Below are 17,801 nucleotides of genomic sequence, written 5' to 3' on the forward strand. Positions count from 1 at the left end.
TCATGCTCAGGCCGAGGCTGCTGCGACCAGTTCGGCGATCAGCGGGTCCTTGGCGGCCCATTCGGCGGTCATGCCAGCAACTTTGGAACGCATTGCTTCCAGATCGTCCAGCTCGATCACGTTGACGCCCTTGGCCGCCAGTTCTTCGCGGCCCGAGGCATCCTGCTCTTTGGCATAGGCCAGCGAGTCGGATACCGACAGGCGGCCCGCTTCGGTAACAGCGGCTTGTTCTTCGGCGTTCAGGCCGTTCCAGTATGCTTCGGACATGATCGTCGCCATGTGCCATGGATAGTGGCCCGTCAGCGTAAAGTTCTTGCCGACCTCCCACAGGTTCTCACCCAGCATGGACGAGATGTTGATCTCGACCGCGTCGATCACACCGGTTTCCAGTGCGCCGTAAATCTCGCCATAGGGCAGGCCAGCAGGGGCGGTGCCCAGAGTTTCCCAGATCTGCTTATGCAGGGGGACGGGAACGATACGAGTTTTCAGACCGGCCAGATCAGAAATCGAGTGGACAGGCTTTTTCACCGACAAGAAGTGGCGCTGGCCACCGTCAGCCGTCGCCAGACCGACGATGCCAGCCGGGCGCAGATCGTCCAGGATTTTCTGACCGACGGGGCCCAGGGCCAGTTCGGCAAAGTGGTCATAGTCCTTCACCAGGAAGGGCAGTTGCCAGGCGTTCATGGCTTGACGGCCCGTGACCAGCGGGAACAGCACGCCGGATACGGCTGACATGTCCAGGCTGCCTGCGATTGTCGCCTCCAGCAGCTGTTTGTCCCCGCCCAGCTGTCGGTTCGGGAAAATTTGCACGTCAAAAGCACCGGGCATCAGCTTTTCCAGGTTCTCGGCAAAGCTGGTGGCCATCCGGTGGCCGGGGTGCACTTCGTTGGCGGCATGGGCCATGCGAATGCGCTTGCTGGCCGCTTGGGCCACATGCGGCATCGCCAGCGTCGCGCCAACGGCGGCAGTGGTTTTCAACAGGGTTCTACGAGTGATCATTCGAGTCTCCTCCCTTGAGATCTCTGGTGGCATGCAGTGTCCCGGACCTGAGCCCGGGCACAGTTTAGTCCAGGTTCAGCATTTTTGCTGCATTGGTTGAAATAAGTGTGCGGATGTCATCTTTGCTGACTTGCAGGTCCAGCAGCATCGACACGATTTGGCGGTAGCCCTCGATCGGGCGGGGCGAGCCGCGAAGGCCCAGATCCGAGGACAGGATGGTGTTGTCCACGCCTGCGACGTCGATGACATGTTGCAGGTCGTTTTCATCGAAACACTTGGCTCCGCCTTCGATGAACATGCAGATCGAGTGTTCCATCACCGCGCCCAGTTCGACCATCGCGCGGATGTCGTCATCGGTGGCGTTGACCACATAGGTCGGGTGGTTGACCAGCATCTTGGTGACACCGCGTGCGCGGGCCTCTTCGAAGACCTTGATCAGCTCGTGGGCGGGCAGGTGACCCCCCGCAAGGATCATGTCGGCGCCCGCGATGATATCCAGGCATTTTTTCAGATCGTCCAGAACCTCGCCATTGGCGTCCAGGCCGGTCAGGCCGATCGGGTCCATCATCTTCATCGCGGTCTTGGGGAAGGTCGCCGCCGCGCCCGAGGCCTGGTCCAGATGGTTTTGCGCCGACAGAGTGGGCAGCCAAACGATTTTCCCGCCAATGGCCGCGGCGTGTTCTACCGCATAAGGGTTGATGCCGCCGCTGGCGTTGTTCAGGGCGATCCCGGAATACAGGTTGACGCCCGTATCCGGCACCAGTTTTTCAAGCATCACGCAATGGGCGACGCCCAGATAGAAATGGTCCTTGTAAAGCACCGCGCGGAATCCGGCCTCGGCAGCGTCCAGCAGGGCTTCGTGGTGATCCAGAATGCGCGGCATGGCTGCGGGGCCGGAATGGCAATGCAGGTCAATCGCGCCTTTCAGCAGTTCGGCCACTTCGGCGGCGCGGCTGTTATCGGTCATATCGTTCATGGGTTAAGCCTCCTGATCTGCCGTTTGATCCGGCATGGGATAGTCGTCTGCGTTCAGCACCCAGCCGGGTTTGAGCGAAAAATCCACGCGCGGCGGGCCGAAGATATCGACCAGAACGTTCGATCCTTCGCCGGTGGCGCGGGTGGTGTGAATGACGGGGGGCGGGATCACCAGGACCGAGGGCGCGCCCATCTCAATCGCCTCGTCCGGGCGCCAGTCAGCCATGTCGGGTGTCCAGTGCCAGCGAAGGTAGTGAGTGAACGCGCCGCTCAGCGCCAGCGAAACCTGTTCGAAATCATCGTGGTGGTGCGGGGACATCTTGGACGGATCACGCGGCCCGTCGAACGGGTAGAGTACGTTCACCATCAGGGTCGTGCAGCGGAAAATCCGACCGAAACGCCCCTCTTCGGGGGCGATGTCCAAATCATAAGTGCGGATCTTCCAGCCATCTTTGGGCTGCGGCCATGGCTGGAAATCGGGGATATGCGTGCGTGGGGTGTCATAGCCGTTCGCGTTGGCGCAAGCCTGGGCCAGATCGGAGGCCTGAACCGAAAAGATGCGCACCAGGCGACCGCCATCGGGCAGCGTAACCGTGCTGTCGCCTGCAGGCACAAAGCTAAGCGTGTTGCCGGCGGCGTCGGTCCGCGTGTCGTTCCATTCGATCGTGGCACCGCCTTCGGGCAGCAGCACGGCATATTCGTCGGGCTGACCCTGCCGGACGAATTGCGCTCCGGGGGCAGCCTCGGTCAGGGCGACGATGAAATTGTGACTGCGAGTGATCCAGGTCTTGCCTGTGGCGTCGTCAATCTGCGGGGCTTCCTTATAGAAGAACCCGGTCTGAGGTTCGGCCACCAGGCCCGTAACGCCCAGCATGGATTTGGAAACCGGCGCCAGCGCGGCGCGGGGGTCGGTTTTGTCATACATCGGATTGTCCTTTCAGGGCGGCGTTCACGGCCGCTGAAATCGAAACATGCGCCCCCTTGGCGGCCGCGCGCAAAAATCCCTGGTCCGAGGAGAGGATGAAGGCCGAGGCACCGTCTGCCGCCCGAGCGGCCGCGTCTTCCGGCCCCCCTGGGAGGATTGCGACAGTCTTGCCCTTGGCTTTTGCGGCGGCCTGCACACGGGCGGTGGCCTTGGCCACGACACCTGTTGAACCATCGTAATCTTCGTAAGCCACGGATAGGTCTCCGCGGCCGATAAAGACGCCGTCCAAGCCCTCGACCGCAAGGATTTCATCGATGTTCTCGATGGCCTCTGGGTCCTCGATCATGGCGATTACGGTGACGCGGGCGTCCTGCTTGGTGATGTGAGTGGTGGTGTTATCAGCACCGAAAGTGCCGGCACGGGTGGTGGGAGCAAAGCCGCGCTTGCCACGGCGATAGCGCGCGGCCGCCACAATGGCGCGGGCGGTATCTGCGTCGGTCACGTGGGGCACCAAGATACCGTCAGCACCGCAGTCCAGCACCGACAGAATGCCAGCCGGATCGGGGCTTTGGACACGCACAACCGCGCCGATCCCCACCGCGCGGCATGCCAGCACGATCAGATCCGTCGTCTCGCGGTTGAAGGGCGAATGTTCTTCGTCCACGACAACAAAATCAAAGCCAAGACTGCCCAGAATCTCGGCCGGCATCGAGGCCGGGATCTTCAGGAACGTGCCGAAAAGGCGCTCTTGCGCCAAGAAACGGTCCCGGAAATTGGGGCTGGTGGATGTCACTTTTTCCTCCCGAGCATGTTTCGCTTAATGAAACAGCTTTCTTGCTAACGAAACGTAAACGGATATACTCCAATCTGTCAAGCGCCGGCTGTGGCGCTTGTTTTGGTTCGTTCCACGGGCTAAAAACTTGCATGGTAAGGAGGCGCTCAAGGTGGGTGAAACTCAGGAAAAATCAGAGAATATTCAGAGTGTTGAGCTGGCCTTGAACGTGTTGGAGACCCTGGCGGGTACCCAAGGCGACATTGGCGTGACCGCGCTGGCATCGGCGTTGGGGACAACGAAAAGCCGAATCTATCGACATCTGCGGACGCTGGTGAATCTGGGCTATATTCAGCAAAACCCGGTCACCGAACGCTATAAAATCGGCAGCCGTCTGATCGCGTTGGGCAAGGCCGCATCCGATTCCGCTGATCTGGCCGGGGTCGCGCAGGGGCCCATGCGTAAACTGCGTGATGTGACGGGGCAGGCGGCCAGCCTTGCGCAGGTCGAACCCGAGGGTATCCGCATTTTGCAGACCGTCCCCGGCACCATGCAGATCGAGGTTGGGGTGCGGCCGGGATCGCTTCTTGGGTTTACCAACTCGGCGCAGGGCAAGGTTGCGATGGCTGTGATGGACGCGGCGCAGCGCGAGCGAATCCTGGCGCAGGCTCTGCCGGCATCCACCGCGCATTCGATCTCGGACGTGGACGAAATGCGCCGGCATATCGCGCATATCGCGCAACAGGGTTGGGCCACCGCTCCGAACGAGGCAATGCTGGGCCTGAACGCGCTGGCCTGTCCGATTTTCGGCGCAGATGGGGAATTGGCAGGCACTTTGGCCATTGTCAGCCTGACCCAGTTTATCGGCACCCCACCGGACGCTGATCAAGTCGCCGCCGTGAAACTGGCCGCGGCCGAAGTGTCGGCAGCCTTGGGGTATGTCGGCTAAGACAGATCGGGCGCCGCGACAGCGCGACGCCCGTTGTTGACTATCAGGCGCTGAGCGCGGCCACAGCATCGTCCAGACAGACTTTGCCCGTTACTTTGCCTTCACTGCATACCACCGGCAGTTCGCCATCCTCGGAGGCGGCCAGCTTGGGCAACGCGTCCGCCAGCACGGTCGAGGCGCTCAGGGGCTCTCCGGTCGGTGTGTCTCCGTTGCAGGGCTGCTGCAGAGCACGCATCCGGATCACCTTGCCGCGGTTGATCTCGCGGGTGAACTCGGTGACGTAATCATCGGCCGGGTTCAACACGATGTCTTGCCCGTCGCCCGATTGTATCAGCTTACCATCACGCAAAATGGCGATGGAATCGCCGATCCGCATGGCCTCGTCCAGATCGTGGGTGATGAAGACGATGGTTTTGTTCAGCTCTTGCTGCAGTTCAAGCAGAATGGATTGCATGTCCATTCGGATCAGCGGATCAAGGGCCGAGAACGCCTCGTCCATCAGCAGGATGTCGGCATCCGTGGCCAGGGCGCGGGCCAGCCCCACGCGTTGCTGCATGCCGCCGGACAGCTGACCGGGATAGTAATCCTCGTAGCCAGCCAGCCCCACGCGTTCCAGCCAATGGACCGCGCGTTTTGCGGCCTCGGCCTCTTCGATGCCCTGAATGCCCAGACCATATTCGACGTTCTCCAGCACCCTGCGGTGCGGCAGCAGCGCGAAATTCTGGAACACCATGGACATCTTGAACCGCCGCAGATCGCGCAGTTGGTTCTGACCCATGGCCATCACATCCTCGCCATCCACCCAGATCTCGCCCGCGGTGGGTTCGATCAGGCGGTTCAGGTGCCGGATCAGCGTGGACTTGCCCGAGCCGGACAGCCCCATGATCACCTGCAGCTTGTTCGCCGGGATGTCCAAGGTGATGTCCGAAAGCCCCAGCACATGGCCGGTTTTTTCCAGCAGTTCGTCCTTGCCCATGCCGCCATGCACTTTTTTCAGGGCGGATTTGGGCGAGGGGCCAAAGATCTTGTACAGGTTCTTGATCGCGATCTTGGTATCAGTCATGGCCGGCCTCCCGGTAGGTTTGCAGTCTTTTGCCAAAGGTCTGGCTGACCCGGTCAAAGATGATGGCCAGCGCCACGATGGCCAGACCGTTCATCAGACCCAGCGCAAGATACTGGTTCGAGATCGCCCGCAGCACCGGAACACCCAGACCCTGCACCCCGATCATCGAGGCAATCACCACCATGGACAGAGCCATCATAATCGTCTGGTTGATGCCCGCAAAGATGTTGGGCAGCGCCAGCGGGATCTGAACGCCGAACAGTTTTTCCTTGTTCGAAGCGCCAAAGGCCTCGGCGGCCTCCATCACGGATTTGTCGACCAGCCGGATGCCCAGATTGGTCAGGCGCACCAGTGGCGGCAGCGCATAGATGCACACAGCCAGCAGGCCTGGCACCTTTCCGATACCCAGCAGCATCACCACCGGGATCAGGTACACGAAACTCGGGATGGTCTGCATCACGTCCAGTATCGGCGTGATGAGGGATTGGGCGCGGTCGAACCGCGCCATCAGGATGCCCAGCGGGATGCCCACCACGATACAGACCAGTGTTGCCACGGATATGATCGCAAGGGTGGACATCGTGTCCTCCCACATGCCGAGGTATCCAATGGCCAGAAAGGCCAGAACGCTGCCCAGCGTGATCTTCCACGATCGCGACCCCGCCCACGCAAGGCCAGCGATGATCAGGATGATGATCGGCCACGGGGTGGCTTGCAGCACCTTTTCAAACCAGACCAGAAATTTCAGTAGCGGGGTAAAGAAGGCTTCGATTGCCTCGCCCCAACTGCGGGTGAATTCGCGAAAGCTGCCGTCGATCCCGCGGCGCAGCGCGCTTAGGTCGGCGCGGCCCAAAGACGGGAATTCGGTAAAGAACGACATGGTTCTCTCCTTCTGTTATGCGAAAGGCCCGCGCTGGGTGGCGCGGGCCTTTGCGAATGTAAGAAACTTACAGGGCGTCTTTGATCTTGGCAGCGACGTCCGCCGGAACCCATTGGCTCCAGATATCCGGATGCTGGACCAGAAATTCAAACGCTGCATCTTCGCCGGTCGCCTGATTTTCGGTCATGAATACAAGCATCGAGTTCATCACCGCTCCGGGGAAGACACGGTTTTTGAAGTAGTCCTGAGCCGGACCAGCCTTGGCGATGAAATCGTCGGTGACGACGGTGTTCACCTCGGACACGGTCCACGAAGTCGGCTGCGGATCGGCACAGTCCTGAGCGGCCAGCGCAATGCACCCGTCCCAGTTGTCGCGACCTGCCCATTCGGCTTCGAACGGAAGCTTGATCATATTGTACTTACCGATCATCGAAGTGGGCGACCAGTAATAGCCGAACCATGGCTCGCCGCGCTCGACAGCTTTGGCCATCGAACCGTCCAGACCCGCGGCCGAACCGGGGTCAACCAGCTTCCAGCCTTTGGCTTCCATGTCAAAGGCACGGAACAGGTTAGCATTCACCAACTGACAGCCCCAACCAGCGGGGCAGCCAACAAAGGCGCCTTTGCTGGTGTCTTCTACATCGGGAAACAGGTCTGGGCGTGCCAGAACCTTTTCAACGGTGTCCAGCTCGGGGTGTTCCTCTGCAAAGGCAGGTGTGATCCACCAGCCTTCGCCCAGATCGGTAATCGGGCCGTCGTTCAAGGCCATCAGCGTGCCTTCGTCGGTGGCCGCTTTAAGTGCGACGCGCACGGCGTTGATCCACAGTTCGGGCGCCACGTCGGGCTGGCCCTTTTCAGACATCGAGGCAAAGGTGGTTTGCGTCGCGCCGGGGATCAGCTCGACCTCGCAGCCATATCCTTCTTCCAGGATAATGGCGTCGACATTGGCCATCATCTCGGCCGAGGCCCAGTTCATTTCAGCGATAGAAACCGACCCACAATCCGAGGCCATGGCCTGCCCACCCATCAGGGCAAACGCACTGGCGCCGAGGGCGCATTTCAATTTGGTATTCATCAGAGGATTTCCTCCCAGATCTTTTCGACTTAGCGGACCGCGGATCTTCGGGTTCACGGCCAGTCACCAGCCCTCGCGGCTGATTTCCCGGATGTATCGACTTTGAGTGAAAGCGTCACTGCTCCGAGCTGCGGTCAAAGGACAACATGCGAAGGTAAAGATGTAAAGGCAAAGGCAGGGTTCCCTAGGGGAAGGCTTTCTTGGGTCTTTCACGCCAAGACCTTGGTGCGATTGTTTTTGTTGCGTGTTATGGGACGGCTATGACCGATTTCGACAGCCTTTCAGCGCAGCGCCGTTCGGTGCGTGCGTTCACCGACCAACCCGTCCTGCGTGCGCAGATGGAGCAAATCTGCACAGTTGCGCGCCGTGCGCCCAGCGGCGCCAATCTGCAGCCGGGCAGCTTTCACGTTTTGACGGGCGCGGCCCTGACTGGCCTCAGCGCGCGGCTGATGCAGGCGATCGACGACGGAGCGCCGATCGAAACCGAATATTCCTATTTTCCCCGGCCCATGCCAGCCGAGCTGAAGGCGCGTCAGCGCGCGGCGGGCTATGCGCTGTATCAGGCGCTTGGGATCGAAAGGCGGGACGTGCAGGGGCGGCGAGATCAATTTGCGCGGAACTACGGGTTCTTTGGGGCCCCTGTGGGCATCGTGGTGACCATTAATCGGAACATGGGCAAGGGATGTTTCATGGATCTGGGCATGTCGATCATGACTCTTCTGCTAGCGGCCGAGTCCCTGGGGTTGGGCGCGACGGGCATCGGGGCCTTGGCCAACTACGGATCAATCGTGCATCGCCATCTTGATCTGCCCCAGCAGGAATTGGTTGTTTGCGGCATCGCTGTGGGCCACCCGGATCGCAGTGCGCCGGTGAACCAGTTCCGTACTGACAGGGCCGACCTGTCCGAATTCACCAGCTTTCGCGGCTTCGATTAACCTCGTAGCAGCAGCGCGGTGCCCAGCCCTCCGGCAGCAGCGATGGCTGCCAGCCCGTTGCCGGGCGCGCGGCAAAGCTGGTGGAACAGATGCACGGCCAAAATCGCACCGGATGCCCCGATCGGATGACCGCGCGCCAAGGCGCCTCCGTCGCGGTTAACGATCTTTTCGGGCAGATCAGCCCCGCGCCAGCAGGCGATGGCCTGAACGGCAAAAGCTTCCATGATTTCAGCGGTTTGAATGTCGTGAGGGGTCAGCGAAGCGCGCTGCAATAAGGCCTGGATCGCCGCAACTGGGGCCAGGCCGGGCATTTCTGGATCGCCCCCGATTGTCTGCCCGCCTATGATCTGTATTCCGTCCAGGTTCAGCGAATTCGCAACCTGCCGGGATGTGACGATGGCAACGGCCGCAGCGTCCGCCGCAACCGCCATATTCGCAGCCGTAACAGTGCCTGACACCCGCTTGGCCCGGTCGCAATGGCGTGGGGTCAGGTTTCGGGTGAAGGGATCAGAGCTTAGCCCCTCCATCGAGACGATCCCCAAATCTGTCGCGGCGTTTTGAGCTTTGGAATGGCTGTTGATCGCCCAAGCGTCCTGAGCCTCTTGATCAATTCCCAAGCTCAGGGCCAGTTTATCCGCCGCAACTGCCATTTCCGGATCGCGCTGGGGCCACGGCGTGAAGGGCGCCTGATCATAGGGGACAGGATCACGCCCGTCACGGAAGGTGCGCGCGCGCACAGGGCGGCGGGAATAGCTTTCTACACCGCCCGCGATAACGATCTGGTGCTGGCCTGATTTAACAAGGGCGTCCGCCAAGATCACCGCATCCAGCCCCCCGGCGCATTGCCGGTCGATGGACAGGCCCGCAACGCGTTCAGGCAGGCCGGCGGCCAAAGCTGCGATCCGCGCCGGATTTCCGCCTGCTCCCAAGGCGTTGGACAGGATAAGCTCGTCCACCTGGTTCGGGGACAGGCCGCAATCGGCCAGTGCGGCCTTGATCACGGGTGCCGCCAACTGGTGTGGCTGCAAATGCGATAAGGCCCCGTTTCGCGGGGCGATCGGGCTGCGGCGGGCGGCGATCAGCACGGTTTCGGTCATACCATCCCTCGCAACTGCGCCTGCAAGGCCTGAAGGTCGGGTTTGCCAGCGGGCAAAAGCGGCATTCGTGCAAGCAATATGAACCGGCGCGGGACCGAGGCCGCGCCCAAGGCCTTTTTGCAGGCCTCGCGCAGTGTTGCCTTGGATAGATCGGCGTTAGGTTGGATCATGGCCACCAAGACATGCCCGCGTTGCGTGTCGGGCAGGGCCAAAACTGCGGCATGAAGCACGGTATCTTGTTGCAGCAAAACGCGCTCTACCTCGTCCGGGAACACGTTCTGATCGGCCACGGTCACCATCCGAGATTTACGCCCCCGCAAAAACAGGTTGCCGGCGTCGTCCAGATACCCCAGCTCGCCGACCGAAAGGAAATCCCGGTCCCATTGCGTGTCAGGTGTTTCCCCCTGTTCATAACCATCGAACAGATAAGGCGAGCGCACCCAAATCTCGGCGGTTTCAAAGGGCGCGGCGACGCGCAGTGTGACGCCAGGATAAGCCTTGCCCACTGATCCTTCGGGCGTCGTGGGGTCGGCCATGGTGATGAAGCTCGTCTCGCTGGCGCCAAAGAACTCGCGCAGATCGGCCGAAGGGATCGCAGAACTTAACGCATTGCGCAGGGCAGGATCCAGCGATCCACCGCCGACAAACAACCGTTTCAGATCGGGCAGAATGGGGCCGTTTGAGACGCTCAGGAGCATCCGCAATTGGGTCGGCGTGGCATAAAGCGTGGTGACGCCGTGTTGGGTCAGTCCGCTAAGCTGGCTGCGTGGACGCAGGCCGGAAAGACAGGCCAGATCCGCTCCGATATGCAGGGCCTCCATCGTGGCGAACAGGGACAGCGAGTGCCCGATATCGCCCAAGATTGCATAGGTATCAGCCGAGGTGACGCCAAACAGATCGGCCGCAAGATCGAAGCTGCGGATCCAGCTTTCCGGGCTGCGGCGGATCATTTTGGGCGCACCGCTGCTGCCCGATGTTTGCACGAAAAGACGTTGCCGCGTGTCGGCCTTTGTGCGGATCGGGGCCCCCTGGCGGGTCAGGATCGAATGGCCCTGTTCCAGGCCGTGCAGCAGCACCTCGATCGCGTGCGCGCCTGCGCCAAGCAAACGGCTGCGCGGATCTATGCGAAAATTTGCGGTCTGTGTCGCCACGCGGATCGGCCTTCACAAGTGGTCACGGATGCGCCGATTTTGTTCGGCTCGCCCCGTGGTATCACTGTTTTTGGCAGTCGGCCAATCGGTTTGACGCTATTCGGCGGCAGCCCGGGTCGGCAGGTGGCGAAACTGTCCTGCGCTAAACAGCAACGGAGATTGCGCCGGATCGCAGTCAAACTCGACCACTTGGCCGATGAACAGCACGTGATCGCCGACCTCGATCTCTTGGACGATATCAGTCAGGAACAGCGCAGCGCTGCCGGGCAGAAAAGGCAAGCCCGCGCGTTCGGCCAAGACATGGTCCTGGCCTGGTTGCGGTCGTCCCGCGAAATGCAGTGCAGTGGCTTGCATCGTTTCCGACAGGATATTCACCGCGTATCGGCCTGATTGGCGCAGTTTACCCAGCATGCGGCTTTTCTTATCGATCGAGACCGTCACAAGGGCCGGATCCAACGAGACCGACATGAACGCGTTCGCGGTCATGCCGTGATCGCCTTCGTCCGTGCGGGTGGTGACGACGGTGACCCCGGTCGCAAAGGCGCCGCAGGCGTTGCGAAAGGCGCGAGGGTCCATCGATTTCGTCTGCTCAGACATTGCTCGTTTCTTCCATTCGTTGGTTCAACAGCTGCAAATGTTCGGCCCTGATGGTTGCCGGGCCGGGACACGCCTGCAATTGCGCCGCGCGGGTAAGTCGGGTTTGGGTCGAGAAACGACCTGCCCATCCTTGCACTACACGGGCTTCGCGACCATTGCATGGAAGATTTGTGCCAGAAATTTGATCTGGCAGGTTAAGTGGCGGGCAAGTCAAGGATTTCCCGCGCTTGGGCGACCATAGCCACAGTCCGGCCCGCTTGCTGTGCATATTCCACCGCGCGCTGAACCAAAGCCGCGTTGGATGGGGCCAGCGTGTTATTGTCCAGACGGATATTGTCCTCAAGCCTAGTGCGCAAATGCCCTCCCGCCTGGGCGGCCCATTGGTTCAGATCGGCCTGATGGCGTCCGATACCGGCGGCGCACCACGGGGCATCAGCGCCGAACAGGGTTTTCACCGTGAGCTGAACATAGGGGCGCTTTGCCAGCTCGCCGCGATCCCACATCAGCTTGGCGTGGTAGATGTGGCTTAGGTCAAACGCCTGGGGCAGGGGGCCGAGGGCCGGTTACGCATCGGCTTTGTCGGCTCTTCCCCCTTTGTAATTCTGCCGACGATCATCAAGACCTTCCGCGCCAATTACCCCGAGGTGAACCTGTCCCTGTCACCGATGAACAACGCCCAACTGAACCGCAGCCTGATCGGGCGCGAGATTGACCTCGCCTTCGCGCGGCCCGCTTTGCGAGACGCCGAATTTCGCACGCTCGAGCTGGGGGACGAGCCGTTGATCGCCGCCACGCCCGATACGGTGGCAACCCAGAAACCGGGCCGGATCACCATTGATGAGCTGCGCGATCAAAGCTTTATCCTGTATCCCGAATTCCCGGCGACCATCCTATGCTGACCTGGTGCTGGGGTGTTGCGAGACTCACGGGCTGAAGGTGCGCAAGCGGTTGGCCGCCTTGATGCTTTCGGGGCTTTCTGCGCCATAGCTCATCCCCCCGATCGAGGTGCCTTCGCCCAAACCCACCGATCCATTCGAAAAACGGACGCGCACCAGCACGAAGGATTGCACCAACATCGTCGTCATGGACAGGACATGCCCCCGGATGGTGGGCAGGTCGACGATAGAGGTTTCGATTTGATCGATCTAGGGCAAGGGGCTGTTCCCGAACAATTTGGAATTAAATGAATTTTCGCCCCTGACAGCCTGAATTTCCAATACCCGCCGGGTGTCGGTTGATACCCGTTGTCCTGGGACGGTTTAAACGGGCAGGTCACGGCTGCGCTTGATCTCGCGCAGGACCACGTTCGTTTGCGCGCTTTCCACGGCGGGCAGACGGAACAGAAAGTCTTCGAGAAAGGTGTTGTAGGCTCCGATATCCTGGCACAGAACCCGCAGGATATAGTCGGACTGCCCGGTCGTCGCATAGCAATCCAGAACCTCGGGCCGGCTTTCCACGGCGCTGATAAACTGCTGCAGATGCTCGGGATTGTGGCGTGTCAGATGGACTTGGACCAACGCCTGAAAGTGCAAGCCTAGGGCAGGGGCCGATACGACCGCACGATACCCTTCGATGGCGCCGGCCTGTTCCAAGGCGCGGACTTTGCGCCACAGCGCCGATTGCGACATGCCCACTTTTTCAGCCAGCTCGCTGTTGGATATGCGGCTGTCCGCTTGCAGAAGTTTCAGGATCAGGCGGTCCCGTCGGTCAAGTTGCATTGGATGAATATACCATAGAATTGCTACTGTCCGGAAAGATTAGCCAAGTTTCTTCAATTCTTATCCCAAAACAGGTCAAAAAAGCCAGAATAAATGGTTCAGAATTGTGATCGGTAGGGAGAGCGCAGATGACTGACCAATCACATCAGGTCCAGCCATATCGGCTGGAGGATAAATACATTCGTGAAATAGGTCGGGTATTTCTGACCGGAACGCAGGCCTTGGTCCGCATCATGCTGGACCAAGCGCGCCGCGATCGTGCGGCGGGGTTGAATACTGCCGGTTTCATTTCGGGTTATCGAGGTTCGCCCCTGGGAATGTTGGATCAAGAGCTGTGGCGCGCTGGGGATGTGATCGAAGCGGCAAATCTGACCTTCATGCCGGCAGTCAACGAGGATCTGGGCGCAACCGCTGTTCTGGGCGCTCAGCAGGCCAGTCTGGACCCCGATTGTCAGCACGAGGGCGTGTTCTCGATGTGGTATGGCAAGGGGCCGGGCGTAGATCGGTCGGGCGATGCGTTACGACACGGAAATGCCTATGGCTCGGCCCCTAAGGGCGGGGTGCTGGTGGTTGCGGGCGATGATCATGGCTGTGTGTCTTCGTCTATGCCGCATCAATCCGATGTGGCCTTCATGACCTGGTTCATGCCCACACTGAACCCCGCATCCGTTGGCGAATATCTGGCGTTTGGCGAATATGGTCTGGCGCTCAGCCGCTTTTCAGGAACATGGGTCGGCTTCAAGGCGATCTCGGAAACGGTGGAAAGCGGCCAATCGGTAGAGCTGCACCCCGATCGCAATTTTAACCTGCCCGAAATTGATCTGCCCCCGGGCGGTCTGCACGTGCGAAGGGCCGATCTGCCCAGCCCCCAGATCGAGACCCGTCTGGAGCACAAACTGGCCGCGGTCGAGGCTTTCGTCGAGGCCAACCCGATTGACCGGCGCATCTATGACCTGCCCAAGGCGACATTCGGGTTCGTCACGACGGGCAAAGGCCATCTGGACCTGATGGAGGCCCTGCGCCTGCTGGGTCTGGACGAGGCCGCCTGCCGCCGTTTGGGTATCGACATCTACAAGGTCGGCATGGTCTGGCCGCTGGCTCGCCGGGATGCGCTGTCCTTTGTACGGGACAAGCAAGAGGTCATGGTGATCGAAGAAAAGCGCGGCATTATCGAAAGCCAGTTCAAGGAATACTTCTATGACTGGCCTGGGGATAAGCCCCAGAAAATGGTGGGAAAACACCGGGCTGCGGGCGATCCCCTGCTGCCATGGACGGGCGAGCTGTCGCCTTTGGGTCTGGTCCCATATGTTGCCGAACGTCTGGATCGGTTCTTTCCCGCCGAAGGTTTGCTGGACAAGGCGCGTTCGCTGACTGATCAACCACCGCAAATTTTAAGCATTCCGGGGGCCACGCGGACACCCTATTTCTGTTCAGGATGCCCGCACAATACCTCGACCAAGGTGCCCGAAGGCAGCAAAGCGGCCTCGGGGATCGGATGTCATGTGATGGCCAGCTGGATGGACCGCGATACCGAAGGCTTTGCCCAAATGGGCGGCGAGGGCGTGCCTCATGTGGTGGCCAGCAAGTTCAACGGCGGTAAGCATATTTTCCAGAATTTGGGCGAGGGGACTTGGTACCACTCGGGGTCTCTTGCGATCCGCCAGGCGGTCGCGGCAGAGGCAAATATCACCTATAAAATCCTCTATAACGACGCCGTTGCCATGACAGGGGGGCAGCCCGTCGACGGGCCGGTTTCTGTCAGTGGGATTGCCTTTACCTGCCGCGCCGAAGGGGTGAAGCGGATCGCCCTGGTCTCGGACGATATTCGCAAATTCAGCCCAGATGAATTCCCGCCTGGTACCACTTTTCACGACCGGTCTCAGATGGACGCCGTGCAGCGTGAATTGCGCGACGTGCCCGGCGTCAGCGTGCTGATCTATGAACAAACCTGCGCCACCGAAAAGCGCAGACGCCGCAAGCGGGGCACCATGGAAGATCCCAAACGGTTTGCCTTCATCAACCCCGCGGTTTGCGAAGGCTGCGGCGATTGCTCGGTCGAAAGCAATTGCCTGAGCATCGAGCCACTGGACACGCCCTTGGGCCGCAAGCGCAAGGTTAACCTGTCCACCTGCAACAAGGATTTCAGCTGCCTGAATGGGTTCTGTCCCAGCTTTGTCACGATCGAGGGCGGCGTGCGGCGAAAACGCAGCCCGGTGGCGCATGATCTGCCAGCGCTCTGCGCAAAACTGCCCACCCCCGCGCAGCCATCGCTTGCACAGCCCTATGATCTGCTTGTCACTGGCGTGGGCGGAACCGGTGTTCTGACGGTCGGAGCCCTGATTACCATGGCCGCCCATATCGAAGGCAAAGGCGCCAGCGTTCTGGATTTCACCGGGTTTGCCCAGAAATTCGGGACGGTGCTTAGCTATATCCGGTTGGGCAACCATCCATCCGACATACATCAGGTGCGGATTGATCACGGCGCGGCGGACGCTGTGATTGGATGTGACGCGGTGGTGTCCTCGTCCCCGCGTGCGTCGGTCCACTATCGTCGCGGCACTCGGGTGGTTCTAAACCTGGCCGAGATGCCAACGGGTGATCTGGTTCTGCGCCGGGATGCCGCGTTGAACATTGATCAGCGCGCGGCCGCGATCCGTGCGGTTGTCGGGGATCATGTGTCCGGTCTGGATGCCAACAAACTGGCCGAGGAACAGCTGGGCGATAGCGTCTTTGCCAACGTGATCCTGTTGGGTATGGCGTGGCAAAAAGGACTGGTGCCTGTCAGCGAGCTTGCCCTGAAACAGGCAATCCAACTGAACGGGGTGGCTGTCCGGGAAAATGCCATGGCCTTTGATCTGGGGCGGGTGTTGGCCGTTGATCCGGGGCGCGTGACCAAGGGGCAAGGCGAGAAGCAGCCTCAGACACTTGAGCAAATGTTGGACCGGCACACCGCCTATCTGACTGCCTATCAGAACGCAGGCTTTGCCCGGCGCTATCGCCAGACGATCCAGGATTTCCAGAAGGCGCTTCCCACAGGGCAGGCGGATCTGGTGCCTTTGGCGGCGAAGTCGCTGTTCAAGCTTATGGCCATCAAGGACGAATACGAGGTGGCGCGCCTGCATACCCAAGCGGATTTTACGCAGATGCTTGCGCAAGAATTCGAACCGGGGTTTCGGGTGAACTACCATTTGGCTCCGCCGCTTTTGTCTGGCGCGAAGGACGCTCGGGGGCGGCCGCAAAAACGCCAGTTCAAAGCGTGGCTGACCCCGGTTTTGCGGGGCCTGGCCCATTTGCGGGGGCTGCGTGGCACGCTGATTGACCCGTTCGGCCATACTGCCGAACGCCGGGAGGAGCGCGCATTAATCTTGTGGTTCCAAGGCATTCTGAACGAACTGCCCGCCCGGCTGGATCACCTGCCTGAAGGGGCGGCGCAGGAAATCCTGTCCGCGCCGCTGGATTTCCGCGGCTTTGGCCCGGTCAAGCAGGCCGCTGTGACCAAGGGTAAGGCCCGCGTGTCCCGGATTTTGTCCTAGTCGTCTTGCCCCAGCGCCGGCGCTGCGCGATCGGTGGCCAAAACGCTGCGCGAGAACGTGATCGGAGTGCGAATACCCGCGATCCCTTCGGGGGCGATGCGCAACTCGCGCTCGACTACCTGGGGTTCGCTCAGCGCCTCGGGGATGGTGTTGATCGGGCCGACGGGAACGCCCGCCAGTTCCAGCCGCTCGATCAGGTCAGACTTGTCGTGCCGGGTCGTGACGGTGCTGATCCGTTGGCAGATATCCTCGCGGTTTTCGACGCGCGCGGGGTTGGTGGCAAAGCGCGGATCGCTGTCCAGCCCGTCCAGACCCAAGGCACCGCACAGCGCCGAGAACTGCCGGTCATTGCCGCATGCGATGATGAAATGCCCGTCCGCGCAGGGAAAAACCTGATAGGGCACGATGCTGGGATGGGCGTTGCCCATCCGCTTGGGCTGTGTGCCCCCCAACAGATGGCTGGCGCCTTGGTTGGCCAGCACGCCAATGCCGCAATCCAGCAAGGACATGTCCACATGCTGCCCCATGCCCGAGCGTTCGCGCTCGGCCAGCGCGGCCTGAATGCCGATCACTCCATAAAGGCCGGTGAACAGGTCAATCCAGGCCACGCCAACCTTTTGCGGTTCGCCATCAGCATCGCCTGTCAGGTGCATGATGCCGCTCATCCCCTGCATCAGAAAGTCATAGCCCGGTTGCTTGGCGCGCGGGCCGGTCTGACCGAACCCGGTGACCGAGGCATAGACCAAACGCGGATTGATTTGCGCGATGCTGTCATAATCCAGCCCGAATTTCCTTAGACCGCCAACCTTGAAATTCTCGATCAGCACATCGGCCTCGGCGATCATCTCTTTCAGCTTAGCCAGCGCATCGGGGTCCGAAAAATCGCAAGTGACCGAGCGTTTGCCCCGGTTGGCCGAATGGAAGTATGCGGCAACGGTTTCCGTGTTTCCGTCCTTCAGCGGTCTTTCAAAGAACGGAGGCCCCCAGCGCCGGGTATCATCGCCCTCGGGCGCCTCGACCTTGACGACATCGGCGCCCAGATCCGCCAGGGTTTGACCGATCCAGGGGCCGGCCAGAATGCGAGCCAGCTCGATCACTTTCAAGCCTTTCAGGGGGGATTCCTGCGTCATGG

The 17,801-nt window shown here is 60.7% G+C and carries 18 protein-coding genes; 4 read left to right on the top strand and 14 right to left on the bottom strand.

The genetic code is table 11. From position 1 onward, the window contains the following. Positions 1-6: 6 nt before the first annotated feature. From ACOQOQ_RS09695 to ACOQOQ_RS09710, 4 genes are all read right to left on the bottom strand, one after another. The gene (locus tag ACOQOQ_RS09695) at positions 7-999 is read right to left on the bottom strand and encodes a TRAP transporter substrate-binding protein (protein WP_420566794.1); all 993 of its coding nucleotides are present in this window, start codon (positions 997-999) and stop codon (positions 7-9) included. Positions 1,000-1,063: 64 nt separating this feature from the next. Further along, complete coding sequence (locus ACOQOQ_RS09700) at positions 1,064-1,975, bottom strand: DUF6282 family protein (RefSeq protein ID WP_420566795.1); 912 nt, start codon at positions 1,973-1,975, stop codon at positions 1,064-1,066. A gap of 3 nt (positions 1,976-1,978) precedes the next feature. After that, positions 1,979-2,899, bottom strand: a complete 921-nt coding sequence (locus tag ACOQOQ_RS09705) for a hypothetical protein (RefSeq protein WP_420566796.1) — start codon at positions 2,897-2,899, stop codon at positions 1,979-1,981. Further along, a complete protein-coding gene (locus ACOQOQ_RS09710) occupies positions 2,892-3,692 on the bottom strand; it encodes an HpcH/HpaI aldolase family protein (protein ID WP_420566797.1) in 801 nt (266 codons plus the stop codon). The genes ACOQOQ_RS09705 and ACOQOQ_RS09710 overlap by 8 nt, the downstream gene beginning before the upstream one ends. Before the next feature lie 151 nt (positions 3,693-3,843). Here ACOQOQ_RS09710 and ACOQOQ_RS09715 point away from each other — a divergent pair, with 151 nt between their 5' ends. Further along, positions 3,844-4,620 carry an IclR family transcriptional regulator gene (locus tag ACOQOQ_RS09715; RefSeq protein ID WP_420566798.1) on the top strand — a complete coding sequence of 259 codons (777 nt, stop codon included), beginning with the start codon at positions 3,844-3,846 and terminating at the stop codon, positions 4,618-4,620. Between the two features lie 43 nt (positions 4,621-4,663). Here ACOQOQ_RS09715 and ACOQOQ_RS09720 read toward each other — a convergent pair whose 3' ends face one another. From ACOQOQ_RS09720 to ACOQOQ_RS09730, 3 genes are all read right to left on the bottom strand, one after another. Beyond that, a complete protein-coding gene (locus ACOQOQ_RS09720; protein WP_420566799.1) occupies positions 4,664-5,683 on the bottom strand; it encodes a quaternary amine ABC transporter ATP-binding protein in 1,020 nt (339 codons plus the stop codon). Next, on the bottom strand, positions 5,676-6,563 hold the full coding sequence (locus ACOQOQ_RS09725; RefSeq protein ID WP_420566800.1) for an ABC transporter permease: 888 nt from the start codon (positions 6,561-6,563) through the stop codon (positions 5,676-5,678). Before ACOQOQ_RS09725 ends, ACOQOQ_RS09720 begins: the two co-directional genes overlap by 8 nt. Positions 6,564-6,630: 67 nt before the next feature. Next, complete coding sequence (locus ACOQOQ_RS09730; protein ID WP_420566801.1) at positions 6,631-7,638, bottom strand: ABC transporter substrate-binding protein; 1,008 nt, start codon at positions 7,636-7,638, stop codon at positions 6,631-6,633. Positions 7,639-7,898: 260 nt separating this feature from the next. Between ACOQOQ_RS09730 and ACOQOQ_RS09735 the strand changes: the two genes are divergently transcribed. Further along, positions 7,899-8,573 (top strand): nitroreductase, encoded by a 675-nt coding sequence (locus tag ACOQOQ_RS09735; RefSeq protein WP_420566802.1) that lies wholly within the window; start codon positions 7,899-7,901, stop codon positions 8,571-8,573. On the opposite strand, the gene ACOQOQ_RS09740 is transcribed toward ACOQOQ_RS09735, so the two are convergent. The 4 genes from ACOQOQ_RS09740 to ACOQOQ_RS09755 form a co-directional block, all read right to left on the bottom strand. Continuing rightward, complete coding sequence (locus tag ACOQOQ_RS09740; protein WP_420566803.1) at positions 8,570-9,670, bottom strand: thiolase family protein; 1,101 nt, start codon at positions 9,668-9,670, stop codon at positions 8,570-8,572. The two genes, ACOQOQ_RS09735 and ACOQOQ_RS09740, sit on opposite strands and share 4 nt — an antisense overlap. Next, positions 9,667-10,821, bottom strand: a complete 1,155-nt coding sequence (locus ACOQOQ_RS09745) for an ANL family adenylate-forming protein (protein ID WP_420566804.1) — start codon at positions 10,819-10,821, stop codon at positions 9,667-9,669. Before ACOQOQ_RS09745 ends, ACOQOQ_RS09740 begins: the two co-directional genes overlap by 4 nt. A 96-nt stretch (positions 10,822-10,917) precedes the next feature. Then, the gene (locus ACOQOQ_RS09750) at positions 10,918-11,418 is read right to left on the bottom strand and encodes a flavin reductase family protein (RefSeq protein WP_420566805.1); all 501 of its coding nucleotides are present in this window, start codon (positions 11,416-11,418) and stop codon (positions 10,918-10,920) included. A 194-nt stretch (positions 11,419-11,612) separates the two neighbouring features. Next, positions 11,613-11,921 (bottom strand): 3-keto-5-aminohexanoate cleavage protein, encoded by a 309-nt coding sequence (locus tag ACOQOQ_RS09755; RefSeq protein ID WP_420566806.1) that lies wholly within the window; start codon positions 11,919-11,921, stop codon positions 11,613-11,615. A 99-nt stretch (positions 11,922-12,020) separates the two neighbouring features. On the opposite strand from ACOQOQ_RS09755, the gene ACOQOQ_RS09760 reads away from it, so the two are divergent. Beyond that, a complete protein-coding gene (locus ACOQOQ_RS09760) occupies positions 12,021-12,317 on the top strand; it encodes a LysR substrate-binding domain-containing protein (RefSeq protein WP_420569753.1) in 297 nt (98 codons plus the stop codon). Between the two features lie 24 nt (positions 12,318-12,341). On the opposite strand, the gene ACOQOQ_RS09765 is transcribed toward ACOQOQ_RS09760, so the two are convergent. Together ACOQOQ_RS09765 and ACOQOQ_RS09770 are read right to left on the bottom strand one after the other, a co-directional pair. Continuing rightward, positions 12,342-12,503, bottom strand: coding sequence for a hypothetical protein (locus ACOQOQ_RS09765; RefSeq protein ID WP_420566807.1), 162 nt, complete (start codon positions 12,501-12,503; stop codon positions 12,342-12,344). Between the two features lie 174 nt (positions 12,504-12,677). Continuing rightward, entirely contained in the window at positions 12,678-13,136 is a 459-nt protein-coding gene (locus ACOQOQ_RS09770) for an Lrp/AsnC family transcriptional regulator (protein ID WP_420566808.1), read from the bottom strand. A gap of 128 nt (positions 13,137-13,264) precedes the next feature. Here ACOQOQ_RS09770 and ACOQOQ_RS09775 point away from each other — a divergent pair, with 128 nt between their 5' ends. Continuing rightward, positions 13,265-16,669 carry an indolepyruvate ferredoxin oxidoreductase family protein gene (locus ACOQOQ_RS09775; RefSeq protein WP_420566809.1) on the top strand — a complete coding sequence of 1,135 codons (3,405 nt, stop codon included), beginning with the start codon at positions 13,265-13,267 and terminating at the stop codon, positions 16,667-16,669. Here ACOQOQ_RS09775 and ACOQOQ_RS09780 read toward each other — a convergent pair. Then, positions 16,666-17,799: a CaiB/BaiF CoA transferase family protein gene (locus ACOQOQ_RS09780; RefSeq protein WP_420566810.1), complete on the bottom strand. Its 1,134-nt coding sequence runs from the start codon at positions 17,797-17,799 to the stop codon at positions 16,666-16,668. The genes ACOQOQ_RS09775 and ACOQOQ_RS09780 overlap by 4 nt on opposite strands. Positions 17,800-17,801 lie beyond the last annotated feature (2 nt).

This window comes from Thalassovita sp. (genome assembly GCF_965218685.1).
GTDB lineage: Bacteria > Pseudomonadota > Alphaproteobacteria > Rhodobacterales > Rhodobacteraceae > Thalassobius.